The 14,474-nt window shown below is 45.4% G+C and carries 11 protein-coding genes; all 11 read left to right on the plus strand.

The window, feature by feature from the left end; all coding sequences use genetic code 11:
- The first annotated feature begins 8 nt into the window (after window positions 1-8).
- Window positions 9-1,118 (plus strand): histidinol-phosphate transaminase, encoded by a 1,110-nt coding sequence (gene hisC / locus OAG1_RS07675; RefSeq protein ID WP_338625417.1) that lies wholly within the window; start codon window positions 9-11, stop codon window positions 1,116-1,118.
- 16 nt (window positions 1,119-1,134) lie between these two features.
- Window positions 1,135-2,415 (plus strand): 3-phosphoshikimate 1-carboxyvinyltransferase, encoded by a 1,281-nt coding sequence (gene aroA, locus OAG1_RS07680; protein WP_152781338.1) that lies wholly within the window; start codon window positions 1,135-1,137, stop codon window positions 2,413-2,415.
- A gap of 158 nt (window positions 2,416-2,573) precedes the next feature.
- Window positions 2,574-3,800 (plus strand): HDOD domain-containing protein, encoded by a 1,227-nt coding sequence (locus OAG1_RS07685; RefSeq protein WP_338625420.1) that lies wholly within the window; start codon window positions 2,574-2,576, stop codon window positions 3,798-3,800.
- 223 nt (window positions 3,801-4,023) lie between these two features.
- Entirely contained in the window at window positions 4,024-6,237 is a 2,214-nt protein-coding gene (locus OAG1_RS07690) for an EAL domain-containing protein (RefSeq protein ID WP_338626419.1), read from the plus strand.
- Window positions 6,238-6,309: 72 nt separating this feature from the next.
- On the plus strand, window positions 6,310-6,654 hold the full coding sequence (gene fliE / locus OAG1_RS07695) for a flagellar hook-basal body complex protein FliE (protein WP_152781332.1): 345 nt from the start codon (window positions 6,310-6,312) through the stop codon (window positions 6,652-6,654).
- Between the two features lie 42 nt (window positions 6,655-6,696).
- The gene (gene fliF / locus OAG1_RS07700) at window positions 6,697-8,391 is read left to right on the plus strand and encodes a flagellar basal-body MS-ring/collar protein FliF (protein WP_152781330.1); all 1,695 of its coding nucleotides are present in this window, start codon (window positions 6,697-6,699) and stop codon (window positions 8,389-8,391) included.
- Window positions 8,381-9,415 (plus strand): flagellar motor switch protein FliG, encoded by a 1,035-nt coding sequence (gene fliG / locus OAG1_RS07705; protein WP_040307146.1) that lies wholly within the window; start codon window positions 8,381-8,383, stop codon window positions 9,413-9,415. Before fliF ends, fliG begins: the two co-directional genes overlap by 11 nt.
- A gap of 2 nt (window positions 9,416-9,417) precedes the next feature.
- The gene (gene fliH / locus OAG1_RS07710) at window positions 9,418-10,479 is read left to right on the plus strand and encodes a flagellar assembly protein FliH (protein WP_338625429.1); all 1,062 of its coding nucleotides are present in this window, start codon (window positions 9,418-9,420) and stop codon (window positions 10,477-10,479) included.
- Window positions 10,457-11,800: a flagellar protein export ATPase FliI gene (gene fliI / locus OAG1_RS07715; protein ID WP_338625431.1), complete on the plus strand. Its 1,344-nt coding sequence runs from the start codon at window positions 10,457-10,459 to the stop codon at window positions 11,798-11,800. The genes fliH and fliI overlap by 23 nt, the downstream gene beginning before the upstream one ends.
- A 32-nt stretch (window positions 11,801-11,832) precedes the next feature.
- A complete protein-coding gene (gene fliJ, locus OAG1_RS07720; RefSeq protein WP_338625433.1) occupies window positions 11,833-12,276 on the plus strand; it encodes a flagellar export protein FliJ in 444 nt (147 codons plus the stop codon).
- Between the two features lie 97 nt (window positions 12,277-12,373).
- Window positions 12,374-14,446, plus strand: coding sequence for a flagellar hook-length control protein FliK (locus tag OAG1_RS07725; RefSeq protein WP_338625435.1), 2,073 nt, complete (start codon window positions 12,374-12,376; stop codon window positions 14,444-14,446).
- The last annotated feature ends 28 nt before the right edge of the window (window positions 14,447-14,474 follow it).

Below are 14,474 nucleotides of genomic sequence, written 5' to 3' on the forward strand. Positions count from 1 at the left end.
GAATTTTCATGACGTGTGATTTTCATGCTTTAGCCAATCAAGGTATACAAGGTTTACACCCTTATCAAGCAGGTAAACCAACCGACGAGCTAGAACGTGAGTTGGGCATTAGTAACATTGTTAAGCTCGCCTCTAACGAAAACCCTCTGGGCATGAGCCCACTGGCCTTGGCCGCAATTGAAAAAGCTACCAGTGAACTAACTCGTTACCCAGATTCAAATGGCTTTTATTTAAAACAAGCACTAGCAGATAAATACAGTTTGGCTGCTGAGCAATTTACCTTAGGCAATGGCTCAAATGATGTACTGGACTTAATTGCTAGAGTATTTGTGAGCAACGAGCACGAAGTGGTGTTCTCACAACATGCTTTTGTTGTTTACCCAATTGTGACGCAAGCAATAGGCGCAAAAGCGGTAGTTGTTCCAGCCAAAGACTGGGGGCACGATTTAGATGCCATGGCCGAAGCGATTACTGATAAGACTCGTTTGGTGTTTATCGCTAATCCGAATAACCCAACAGGTACTTTTCTTAGCAGTGATGCTCTATATGGCTTTATGCAAAAGGTGCCAGAAAATGTAGTGGTGGTTTTAGACGAGGCTTATTATGAGTATTTGTCTGAAGACGAGCAGGCTCCTTCAACAAGATGGTTAGCGCAGTTTAGCAACCTAGTGATTACTCGCACCTTTTCTAAGGCTTATGGTTTAGCTGGCTTGCGAGTTGGTTACGCTATTTCTAGCCCAGAGATTGCAGATTTACTAAACCGCTTACGTCAGCCGTTTAACGTGAATAGCCTTAGCTTGGTGGCGGCAGTGGCTGCGCTAAAAGATCAGCAATATTTAAAGCAAAGTATCGCGTTGAATCAGCAAGGTTTGCAGCTGTTAAGCGAGTTTTTTGAGCAAAATGCTATTAGCTATATTCCTTCAAAAGGGAATTTTATTAGCTTTTTAGCGCCAAGTGGCGATGCTCAAGAGCTTTATCAGCAGTTACTCCATAAAGGCGTGATAGTTAGGCCGGTGGGCCCATATCAGATGCCTGGTTATCTGCGTGTAAGCATCGGTACCGAACAAGAAAACCAAACTTTTATTAAAGCTTTAAGCCAGCTAATTGGCTCAAATTAAGTAGAGATTTCGATTCATGGAACAATTAACTTTACAGCCTATTTCTCGTATCAACGGTGAAATTAATTTACCTGGCTCAAAAAGCGTATCAAATCGTGCATTGTTATTAGCAGCACTGGCTGAAGGCGAAACTGTATTAAGTAACCTGCTCGACAGTGACGATATTCGCCACATGCTAAATGCACTTAAAAAGCTTGGTGTAGATTATCAGCTTTCTGAAGATCGTAGTCGCTGCACAGTGACTGGTTTAGGCAGAGCTTTTAAGGTCGCTCAAGCCGAAGAATTATTCTTAGGCAATGCTGGAACGGCAATGCGTCCTTTGTGTGCCGCCTTATGTTTGAGCCAAGGTGAGTTTACCTTAACCGGTGAACCGCGCATGGAAGAGCGCCCAATTGGCGCCTTAGTCGATGCCTTACGCCAAGTGGGAGCCGACGTCACTTACCTAAAGAATGAAAACTACCCTCCTTTAAGTATTAAAGGCACTGGCTTAGCTGGCGGTAAGGTCGACATCGACGGTTCTGTATCTAGTCAGTTCTTAACGGCCTTTTTAATGGCTGCACCGTATGCCCAACAAGACACAGAAATTAGTATTGTTGGTGAGCTAGTATCAAAGCCTTATATTGATATCACTCTTAAGATGATGGCTGCCTTCGGTGTTGAAGTTGAAAACGATAACTACCAACGTTTTATCGTTAAAGGTCAGCAAACCTATCAAGGAGCTGGCGAGTTTTTAGTTGAAGGTGATGCGTCTTCGGCTTCTTACTTCCTTGCCGCTGGTGCAATTAAAGGCGGTGAAGTAAAAGTGACTGGCGTAGGCAAAAAGTCTATGCAGGGCGACGTATTATTTGCTGATGTATTGGCTGCAATGGGCGCCGATATAGAGTGGGGCGACGATTACATTATCGCTCGTAGCGGTGAGCTAAGCGCAGTAGATATGGACATGAACCATATTCCTGATGCAGCGATGACTATAGCTACCACTGCACTGTTTGCCAAAGGCACTACCGCCATTCGCAATGTTTATAACTGGCGAGTAAAAGAAACCGACCGACTAGCTGCTATGGCCACCGAGCTTAAAAAAGTGGGTGCAACAGTAACTGAAGGGCACGACTTTATCGAAGTGACTCCACCGGCGAGTTTGAAGCACGCAGCGATTGATACCTACGACGACCACCGCATGGCAATGTGTTTTTCTTTGGTTGCCTTAAGCGATACACCAGTAACAATTAACGATCCAAAGTGTACTTCTAAAACATTTCCTGATTATTTTGAGCGCTTGCAGCAACTTAGCGAATAAAACTATCGAAATGTGTTGGTAACTTAGTTAGTCTTAAAAGAGTCACTTTTGTGACTCTTTTTTTACGTCCGTACTTTGGCTCAAGCAAAAAGTTTGAGCTTATTAATATAAAGGCAAAAAGCCACATCATAAAGTACGGCAGAAACGGTAACTGGACTATGAATGTTTATACTGCGCGGCAGGCGATCCTCGATCGCCGGCAGCGGGTAGTAGCCTATGAGCTACTTTTTAGGGATGGACCAGACAATGTCTTTCCCGACATTGATCCACATGAAGCGACCTCCAAGCTGATTATCCGCACTCAGCTAAATGACGGCTTGAATGCGATCACTCAAGGCAAACCAGCCTTAATCAATTTCCCTGAAGAAAGCCTTCATTCTGAAATGATAAAGTTGCTACCCAATAAGCAGGTAGTGATAGAAATTTTAGAAGATGTCAAACCCAGCGAGAAGCTATATAAGCGTTGTCAGTCCTTGTTTCATCGTGGTTATAGGCTAGCTTTTGACGACTTCGTTTATCGGCCTGAATGGGAGCCTTACTTAAAGTTTGTTCGGCTTATAAAGGTTGATATACAGCGTACGCCGTTTGATCAACTAGAACCGCTATTTAGGGCCGTGAAATCGCGTAAAAACATCAAATTATTGGCCGAAAAGGTAGAAACCCAAGCGGAATATCAACAAGCGAAAGAAATGGGCTTTAACTTCTTTCAAGGTTACTACTTTTGTCAGCCTGAAATGCAAGTGGCGAAAGACATTGATGCTAGCTATTTGATGATATCCCGTTTGTTTTATGCCGCCACTCGTGAAGACGTAAACATTAATGAAGTAGTACGCTATTTTGAACGTGATACGGGATTAACCTACAAGCTACTGCGTTTTGTTAATTCTGGAAGTTTGCCAATTGTCGAAGACATCGCGTCAATTAAGCAAGCCGTGGTGTATATCGGCAATAATCAGTTGCGAAAGTTAGTGGCATTATTAGCCAATGCCATGACTGTAAGCCACAAGCCGCGCGAGCTGGTGCGTATGTCGGTGCATCGGGCTAGGTTCTGCGAACTAGTGGCGATGCGCAAATCGCCGAGCATGCAAGAAACGGCATTTCTATGTGGATTGTTTTCCTTGCTTGATGCCATTTTAGATAAACCTCTAACAGATATTCTGTATAGCTTACCGCTCGATCAGGACATTCGTGACGCCTTGTGTTCAGAGCAGCCGTCGATGTTGAGAGCCATGTTACTGACCATTAAATCTTATGAGGAAGGGCACTGGTATAAAACTGAGCGTTTAGCTGAACAACTGCGCATGGACTACACCCAAGTAGAGCAGTTAAATCTTCAAGCGCTGCTTTGGAGTGAGCAATATCAGTCGTTGATTGGGCAAAATTGAGCTAGCTCAATATATGATTTTGCTTACTTTCTTGAAAATTGTGACTCAAGAGCTTAATAAACTAAGTTTTAGTGAATTAAGTTGCACTCAGGTCAACTATTTTTCTTAGCTTTTTGGTATGCTGTCACGACTATGAACTTGGTGCAACGAATGCCAGGTCAGAGCGTTTTTTTAGGAGCTAAATAGTTTGCGGTTGTGCCTCGTTAGATTCTTAACGTTGCTAGTGGTAGGTTGTTGTTGGTCGTTAGGCGCGAACGCCTATATAGTCAATGCGAGTGAATATCAATGGCTCGAAGATAATCCAGAAATCAGGGTTGCTGTTGTGGCAGACCGTTTGCCGCTGGAGACTATTGATCAGGCTGGTACTCCTCAAGGCTACGCGGTAGAAGCGCTAAATCAGCTGGCTTTTCAAACCCGTTTAAAACTCAAGTACACCGCTTATCCTAATATCACTGATGCGATAATGGCCTTACAACATGGCCAAGTGGACATGCTTAGCAGCGCCAGTTCGCACCGCCGTCTTAGTCCTTTTGTTCATTACACCTTAACCACTTGGGTTCAACCACTGGCGTTATTTCATCCGCTAGAGCAAGCGCGCTTCGCTAATATGAAACAATTAGCTGGGAAAAACGTAGCAACGGTTGCCGGGAGTAGTGCTCACGAAGCCTTATTAAGCAAATATCCCGATGTAAAAATCATCGTCTATGCAAGCCTGGTTGAAGCCTTGCAATCAGTGGTTGAGCAACAAAGTGTTGCTTTGCTAGCGGGCAGCGATGAAGTGGCCGCTAACTTACGTGCCCATCCTCAATGGCGCTTACAGCAAGCGTTTCAGCTTGAACATGGCATGCTGCACCGCTTTGCTATTCGTGAAGATTGGCAGCCTTTAGTGGATTTAATGAACCGCGGCATTCTGTCTTTTGAGGCAGATTATAGCGAACAGACTTATCGACGCTGGCAGGCTTATGCAGCCAATAGCGGCCAAACAGGGCAGTTTTCTTACTGGTGGCTTCTAGGCGTATTGCTATTGCTTTCGATAGTGGCCTCAGCCTTTGTATTAGTAAGGCAGCACCTTAAAAAAGCCAACAACAAAACCTTACAACTGCGCGAGCAACTTGATTATTGGAAAAACCATGATGAAGTAACTAGCTTGCCTAATCGTCGCCATATCACTCGCTTACTAACTAACTGGTTAGACGATGCTACCCCGTTATCGGTATTAATGTTTGATTTCCCAAGGCAAAACGAAGTATTCGAAAACTTCGGTCAGCGCTTAGGCGAAGTCACTAAAGAAGCCTATGCCAAGCGCGTACAAAAAAGCCTACGTAAGCATTACCCTGAAGCACAATTAGCCTACTGGTATCACCATTACTTTGTAGTGGTTGTGCCAAATGTGAATAAAGACAAAGAAGTCATCGAAATCGCTAAACAAATTGTGCAAAGCTGTCGCGGTTGGTTGCGTTTAGAACAACTTCAATTGCTGACTCGCTGTCATGTGGGTTACTGCAGCTATCATCCAAGGCGCGAAGCCTTACATAGCGATACTCTGTTAGCTAATACCTTTACCGCGTTAAATCACGCGGTTAAAACGGGTGTAAGTGTTTGCCGTTACCGACCGGATTTAAGCCAAGCAGGTTTGGTAAAACTCACCTTGGAATCTAAGTTGCGTCGCGCTATTGGCAATAACGAATTAGATTTATTCTTTCAGCCGCAATACTGTTTAAAAACCAATAAAGTAATTGGTGCCGAAGTATTGTTGCGTTGGTTTACCGAAGACGGCGCCATCTCACCCGATGAGTTTGTACCCGTTGCCGAAGAAACCGGTTTGGTGCTGCAGCTAGATAAGTGGGTGTTCCAAAATGCTATGCGCTTTATGGCGCGCTTCTCTAGCCAACTACCTGAAGGCTTTAAGTTATCGGTAAACTTTTCTGCAGCCACAGTATCACTGGGTCATGCAGAGAAAATCGCGATTAACTATGCCAAGCAGTGGCAGGTTAATCCACAGCGTATCTGTATAGAGATCACTGAGTCGGCGATGATGGAACAGCCAACAGAAGCTAAAGCCAGTATTCAGCGAATGCGTGATGCAGGCTTTGGTATTGCCATTGACGACTTTGGTACCGGTTATTCTTCAATGGCTTACCTTAAGCATTTGCCAGTAACGGTACTTAAAATTGACCGCGCCTTTGTCAGTGGCTTAGAAGATAATTTATCGGATCAACACATTGTTAAAGCGATGGTGATGATCGCCCGCAGTATGAAGTATCAAGTACTCATAGAGGGTATTGAAACTCAAGTTCAAGCCAACCTTGCTTCGGTAATGGGTTGTGAGCAAGCGCAAGGCTATTTCTTTGCGAGACCTCAGCCAGAAGCGGATTTTGTGAAGAACTATCTGCCTAAAGCATCTACAAAAGAGAACCTTCGATTAGTTGTTAATTAATCTTGGCGCGGCTTTTGCTTTTCCCTGTATATCTTAAGAATAATGCCATTTATCTGGCGGTAGAGGGAAATCATGAGAGTGGATTCGGCAAACCTATTTAGCGAACTGCAATCAATGGCTGGTGAAATGAAAACAGGCGGCATCGCCAACGACATTGCTACGCCAAGCAGCCAGTTAACGACCTCTTCGGTAAACAGCGATTTTGGTAACCTGCTAAAAGACGCGATAAATAATGTGAATGGCTTGCAATCTAATGCCAATGACTTGCGAACCCGCTTTGATTTAGGCGACCGCAGTGTGGGCATTGGTGATGTAATGATTGCCGCTCAAAAATCTAGCATCGCTTTTGATGCAACGGTTCAAGTAAGAAATAAGCTAGTTGATGCTTATAAAGAAATCATGTCCATGCCGGTTTAATGTGGCTAGGAGAATATTGTGGCTAGCGAAGGAAGTAACGCAATGAGTCAAGAACCGGCACTACTAGGTTCAGATAGCGAAGGTGATAGCTTAGAGGCTACCGAGCAGCAAAGCTCTGCCTTATCATTTTTAAGCAACGGTGACGTGCTGCGTCAAATCATCATGATTTTGGCTTTGGCTATTTGTTTGGCAATGGCTGTCTTCCTATTGATGTGGGCTAAAGAGCCCGAGATGCGCCCGCTGGGTAATATGAATACTAGCGAGTTGGTAGAGACCCTCGACTTCTTGGACGCCCAAAAAATTCCTTACACTATTGAAGGCAACACTGTGTTAGTGAATGCCGAGCAATATCAAGATATTAAACTTAAACTACGCCGCTCTGGACTTACCGAAGCGGCGCCTGCTGGTGAGCAAATTTTACTAAACGATATGGGCTTTGGTGTTAGCCAACGCTTAGAAGGGGAGCGACTAAAGCTTAGCCGCGAGCGCCAGTTAGCTACCGCCATCGAGCAAATGAAATCGGTGAACAAGGCGCAAGTGCTGCTCGCCATTCCTAAAAGCAACGTATTTGCCCGCCGTGAGCAAAAACCGTCTGCTACCGTGGTGGTTAACTTGCGTGGCGGAAATGGCCTTAAGCAGGAAGAAATTGACTCCATCGTCGATATTGTAGCCTCCGCAGTTCAAGGCTTAGTGCCTACTCGTGTTACTGTAACCGACCAAAATGGTCGCTTATTAAACTCGGGTAGCCAAGACCCGCTATCTTCACGCACTCGCAAAGAATTTGAGATGGAGCGTAAGCGCGAAGAAGAATATAAAGACAAAATTGACGCCATCATGATCCCAATCGTGGGCGTGGGCAATTACACGGCTGAAGTAGATGTTACGCTTGATTTTACGGCCGTTGAACAAACTCAAAAACGCTTTAACCCAGATTTGCCTGCTGTGCGCAGTGAATACACCATCGAAGATAACAACGTTGGTGCCGGCGCTATTGGCATCCCTGGTGCGTTAACTAATCAACCTCCACTGCCAGCAGAAATTCCAGAGCAAGCGGGAGCTGCCAACAATCAAGTTCAATCAGGCAGCAGCCATAAAGAATCTACCCGTAACTATGAGCTAGATACCACCATTAGCCATACTCGCTCTCAAGTGGGAACCCTGAGACGCTTGAGTGTATCGGTGGCTTTGGATTACAACAGTCAAGTTTCTGACAGTGGCGAAACAACCCGTGAGCCGCGCTCGGCTGAACAAATAGCCAGCATCCGCCGTTTATTGCAAGGCGGTGTAGGTTTTAACTTAAGCCGCGGCGATACCTTAGAAGTGGTAAGTGTACCGTTTTCTCGCCCAGAAATTTTCACCGAAGCTGATTTACCGGTTTGGGAGCAAGCGTGGTTCTGGCGAGCAATGCGAATAGCAGGCAGCGTACTGGTATTAATTGTATTGATTGTTGCTGTGGTTCGCCCAATGCTGAATCGCATTCTATCTAGCGGTGAAGAAGATGAGCAGGCCGAAACTGATTTAGATGCAGCATTAGCCGCTTACGAAAATGACGATGATTTACAGCTTATCTCGGCAGATAATACCGAAGTAGACTTTGGTATTCGCGATGGTCAGCTTAAACTGCCAGACTTACATAAAGATGAAGACATGCTAAAAGCGGTTCGAGCGCTAGTAGCAAATGAGCCAGACCTAGCGGCGATGGTGATTAAAGATTGGGTAATTAACGATGCCAAATGAAGATGAAGTAAATCCAGAGGAAGTCCTCGGTGATATGAGTGGTATTGAGCGCGCAGCGATTTTGATGCTGAGCCTCAATGAAGACGATGCCGCTACCATTTTCCGCCACCTAGAGCCAAAGCAGGTTCAGCGTTTAGGTATGGCAATGGCATCATTAGAAGACTTTTCACACGACCGAGTGGTTGCGGTTCATCGCTTGTTTATTGATGACATCCAAAAATACACCAATATTGGTATTGGTAGTCAAGACTTCGTACGTAATGCCTTAACCGCAGCATTGGGTGAAGATCGCGCGTCTAGCCTAGTTGACCAAATCATCATGGGTAGCGGCGCTAAAGGCCTTGATTCCTTGAAATGGATGGATGCTCGCCAGGTAGCTAACATCATTCAAAACGAACATCCGCAAATCCAAACCATTGTTTTGTCTTACTTAGAAGCTGAGCAATCTGCTGAGATTATGTCGCAATTCCAAGATAAAGTGCGCTTAGACCTAATGATGCGTATTGCCAATCTTGAAGAAGTTCAGCCTGCGGCACTAACCGAATTGAACGAAATCATGGAGAAACAGTTTGCTGGTCAAGCTGGTGCTCAAGCTGCCAAGATGGGCGGCCTGAAAGCTGCTGCAAACATTATGAACTTCTTAGATACCAATATGGAAGGCATGTTGATGGACTCTATTCGCGAAAGCGACGAAGAGATGGCGCAACAAATTCAAGATCTCATGTTTGTATTCGAAAACTTGGTGGATATCGACGACCGTGGTATTCAAACCTTGTTGCGTGATGTTCCGGGTGAGTTGCTGCAAAAAGCACTTAAAGGTGCCGACGACTCACTGAAAGACAAGATCTTTAATAACATGTCTAAACGTGCCGCAGAAATGCTTAAAGATGACCTTGAAGCCATGGGACCAATCAAGGTTAGTGAAGTTGAAACTGCCCAGAAAGAAATTCTGTCGATTGCTCGACGCCTCTCAGAAGCCGGTGAAATTATGATTGGCGGCGGCGGTGGAGATGAGTTCTTATAAACATGAGCGACCAAGATAAAACGCCAGAACAAGAGAGCGAAGATCTCGCGCAAGACGCTCCAATTGAAGCGTCCAGCGAGATGATGGATGAAGATGAGATAGCTGCGCTTTTAGAGCAAAATGATGCTTCACCAGCCGGTGAAGCGCCAGCAGAAGAAGAACAAAGTAGCGATGTAAGTGACGAACAAGCGGCGATTGACGCGATGTTAGCCGATGCAGCAGAACAGCAAAATATAGCGGCTGAACAGCCAAATAATGAACTGCCAAGTAATGAACAGGCGGACTCTGAGCCAGAAGATGATATAGCGTGGCCTCTCCCAGACTTCACCGATCCCCACCATGTTGAAGAAGAGCCTACTAGCAACGTATTTAATATGAAGCCAGCGTGGTTCAACGAAGAGCCCGTTGAAGAAGAGCCTGAAATTCAATTTGAGCCGATGACAATTGAAGAGCTGGAAGCGCTTCGACAGTCTGCTTATGAAGAGGGCAAAGCAGAAGGCAAAGCGGAAGGTCACAAAGAAGGTTTGCTAACCGGCCACGAAGAAGGCTTGGAACAAGGTAAGGCACAAGGCCATCAAGAGGGCTTAAGCCAAGGTTTAAGCGAAGGGCAGCAACAAATTGATCAGTTAAGCAGTCGTTGGCAAGGGCTTATCGATCAGCTTCATCAGCCCAATAAACAGATTGATGAAGAGGTTGAGCTACAAGTGGTAGAGCTAGCCACTAAACTTGCGGCAGAGATTGTTCAAGCGGAGCTGGTGACTAACCCGAGCATAATCGCCAAAACCGTTAAGCAAGCAGTAGCTGCGCTGCCTTTGCAAAACCAACATATTCGCATTCATCTACACCCAGAAGACATGGCGGTGATTCAAGCTGTATTTCCTCCAGAAACGCAAGCAAAGAAAAACTGGCAATTATTAGCAGATGGTAGCCTAACGCAAGGTGACTGTTTAATTGAAAACGATCTTTCTTCGGTATCTGTAGATATGAATGAAGTGATTAAACAAAGCCTACAGTCTTTTATTCGCCAAAATGGTCAAGACGATGACGCTGAGCCAACGACTTAAAGCTTATAACACTGAGCATGTTCGCAATGCGCCAACGGTTGCGGGTAAATTGACTCGGGTGGTTGGCTTAACCTTAGAAGCCGTTGGCTGTCGCGCGCCTGTAGGCTCGCTTTGTTCAGTAGAAACACTTGACGGTTTTTTAGAAGCTGAAGTAGTTGGTTTTTCTGGCGATAAGCTTTTCCTCATGCCCAGTGAACAGCTTACTGGAGTGCTGCCTGGTGCTCGAGTTATTCCAATGCATGAACACCACGGTATACCAGTAGGTATGGAGTTACTTGGCCGAGTAATTGACGGCGTAGGCAAACCACTCGATGGATTGGGTGATATTAATTGCAAGCAAACCACCAACCTTAGCTCCGCGCGTTTAAACCCCATGGCAAGAAAGCCAATTAAACAACCATTGGATGTTGGAGTTCGTTCGATTAATTCGGTACTTACCGTAGGTCAGGGTCAGCGAATGGGCCTATTTGCCGGCTCTGGTGTGGGTAAAAGTGTACTCATGGGCATGATGACGCGTGGAACCACTGCCGATGTAGTCGTTGTAGGTTTAATTGGTGAACGTGGCCGAGAAGTAAAAGAGTTTATTGACGACATTTTAGGTGAAGACGGCCGCCAACGGGCGGTTGTGGTGGCTGCGCCTGCCGATGCTTCACCGCTTATGCGTTTGAAGGGCTGTGACACTACTTTAACTATTGCCGAGTACTTCCGCGATCAAGGCTTAAATGTTTTACTGCTAATGGACTCTTTAACCCGCTACGCCCAAGCCCAGCGTGAAATAGCATTAGCCATTGGTGAGCCGCCAGCCACTAAAGGTTACCCACCATCAGTTTTTGCCAAGCTTCCTCGATTGGTGGAGCGCGCCGGTAATGGCGGCGAAGGGCAAGGTTCTATCACCGCCTTTTTTACCGTGCTTACCGAAGGTGACGATTTACAGGATCCGATTGCCGATGCCGCCCGAGCTATTCTTGACGGACATATTGTATTGTCGCGCGAGTTAGCCGACTCTGGCCATTACCCCGCGGTTGATATCGAAAAGTCAATCAGTCGGGTAATGCCTGCAGTCACGAGTGAAGGGCATCAGCAACTGGCTCGCCAGCTAAAATCGCTCAATGCTTCTTACCAGCAAAACCAAGACCTTATTGCTATTGGCGCCTACCAACGCGGTGCAGATAAACGCATTGATTTAGCCATCGCTATGAAACCACACATGGACCAGTTCTTGCAGCAAGAGATGAAAGAAGTAGTAGCTTATGACGAAAGTCTGACGCGGATGGAACGCACCATGCAAATGGCTAACATCAACGCGCAAGGCCCATTATAAGCAACTAAGGTTTAGCTTAGTAGGAGATGGGCATGGCAAGGCGAGCTTTATATTTAATGGTGGAACGCTTGCAAGAACAAGAGCAAGACGCCGCCCGAGACATGGCCGAAGCACAACAGCAACTTAGCGAATTTGAAGCACAACTTGCACATCTCGAAGACTACCGACGCTCCTATCTCGAGCAAGCCTTAGCTAAGGGAGTTGACGGTTTTTATGCGGACAGTTTTCACCAATATCAATTGTTTATTCAAAAGCTTGAACAAGCCAGCGTTCAGCAGGGGAAAAGCATTGAACAGGTGAAAAAGAACGTGTTGTTGAAGCGTAAACAATGGCTAGATTTGCAAGCCAAGCGCAAAGCTATGGAATTGCTGATTGATAAACAAGTAAAACAAAAACAGCATAAACAAGCACGTGAAGAGCAAAAACTATTAGATGAATATGCGCTATATGCACATCTTCGAGGTCAAGCGAGCTAATCGGCACGTTTAATGCTTTGAATTTTAGATAATGCTAGCGCGCCTTCAATATGTGGGTCGTGAAACAAATATTTTTATCGCAAGGGTAAGCAAATATATGGAATTACTGTTAACCGACACAGCCAATGCCAAACAGTTTTCTTCACTAGGAAGTGCAGCGCTTAGTCCCTCTGAAAAAAGTGACGATTTTGCCAAACTAGTCAAAGAGTTAGAGAATCTCCCAAAGGCTGATAGCCCAGTAAAGCAAGCGATTGAAAAGCAGCTATCAGGCTCGAAAAATAACGTTAGTGACGATGCTGAAGCTGGTAAAGCTCAAAGTCCTAGCGATTTATTAAAACAGTTGGATAATGCCAAGCAAGCGGCCGATGGTATTGATAAAAACCAAGGTGAATCTAAAAAAACTGCTGAGACAGAGCTAGTTAACGGTAGTAAATCCTCTGACAGTAAAGACATTACTATCGCTGAAGAGTCTAGTAATGACGAATCCGTTGGCACAGAAGCTTCAAGTAAAAATCAACAAAAACAGTCGCTTGTTGATAGTGACTCTTCCTTAAAACAAGAGAAAACAGCAGTTAGTGACGAAAAGCTAGCTGCCGATAAGCAAACGCTAGCTAATCAAACAACACAAAGCGGCAGAGAGTTGCCGCCTACTCAAACAGAAGCAACTAAAACACTTTCGAGCGATGCTAAAGACAGTAACGAAGTGAGCGATGGGCAAGGTGCTACAGCTAAACCCGTTAAAGTAGATATCGCAGCAACTGCTGGCTCACAAAACGCTCATACAGCTAACTCAAAAGAAGCCACAGTAGATACTCAGAACTCTACTAAATCAGAAACAACTGACAAAGCCACCGCTGGGCAGGAACAAAGCAGCAATAAACAACAGCTCGCCGGTGAACCTGTGGACTCCAAAAAAGTTGCTGATAAAGACCAAAAGCTTGACTCAAGCAATGAGCGAATTAACAAAGAAAATGCACCAACTTTAGCGGGTGAGCATAACAAAACCTTAAGTGCTAAAGAGGGTGAGCGTTTGACTTCAAGCGCTAATGAAAAAGCGCCATTAGACAAAGTTGTTGCTACTGTTAGTCAAAGTGATGAGCAAAAAGCGCTTAAGGCTAAAGAGTCTGAAGCCTTAGCTTCTAGCACTACAGAAAAAGCTCTCGCGGATAAATCCCTAAGTGCTGCACAAGACAAAGCTTCTGAAAAGCCTTTATCTTTAGCAGAGCAAAACCGCTTAAAACAGCAAGGTGAAGCTCAAGCTAATCATTCAACGGCTAAATCTCATGTAGACCAAGAGGAAGCGAAGGCGAAAGAGCTGAATGCTAAATTAAGCGGCGAAGCTGTGGCTGCTCAGCAAACTAATAAAGTAAGCGACGAGCTTAAAGTTGGCGTCGCTGTTCAGCAGGGCACTAATACTAGCGTTAACAGTAAAGTTAGCGCTGCAGATGTTGCCCAGCAAAGCGATAAACTTGCCAGCGCAAATGTTGCTGCTGCGAGTAGCAAGCATTCGAGCGGTGGAAATGGTTCCGAGCATAAGGAACAGCAGTCATCACAGACTCAGCATCAGGGATTACCTAACCAAGCTGAAGCTACTCGACCACAAGAGCACCACAGTATTTTTAGAGCTGCTTCGGGCGCCGACGTGGTGGCTCGGGCAGAGCAGGGAAGTAATGAGGCTGCACTAAAACAAGCTCAGCAAGCTAACCAAGTTAATGATAAAGCAACGCAGTTCAATGAACGTTTGAACCCTGCGCAATACCAAGCGCCAGCTGAGTTAAACCAACGGGTACAATACATGTTGAGCCAGGGCATGCAAAAGGCTGAAATTCGTTTAGACCCTGCGGAGCTAGGAAGCATGCAAATTCGCTTGCAAATGAATCAAGACCAACAAGTCTCGGTACAAATTCAAGTACAAAATCCGCAAGCGCGTGAAGCTTTGGAACAAACAATGCCACGTTTACGAGAAATGCTGCAGCAACAGGGAATCGAACTGGGGCAAAATCAGGTTAGCCAACAAAATCAAGGCAGCGCTTCTCAACAAGGTGGAGGGCAAACAATGGCTGGTGGACAATCGACCAACGGCGAGCTGGTTGATGATACTACTGAGCAAGACATGAGCGCATTGCTGGCGAATCAAGCAAACAGTGATGGCATTGACTTTTATGCCTAGTTTATTTCTATGAGATGCTGTTGAAGCG

It is taken from the genome of Agarivorans sp. OAG1 (assembly GCF_037076485.1).
In the GTDB taxonomy this organism is placed as follows: domain Bacteria; phylum Pseudomonadota; class Gammaproteobacteria; order Enterobacterales; family Celerinatantimonadaceae; genus Agarivorans; species Agarivorans albus.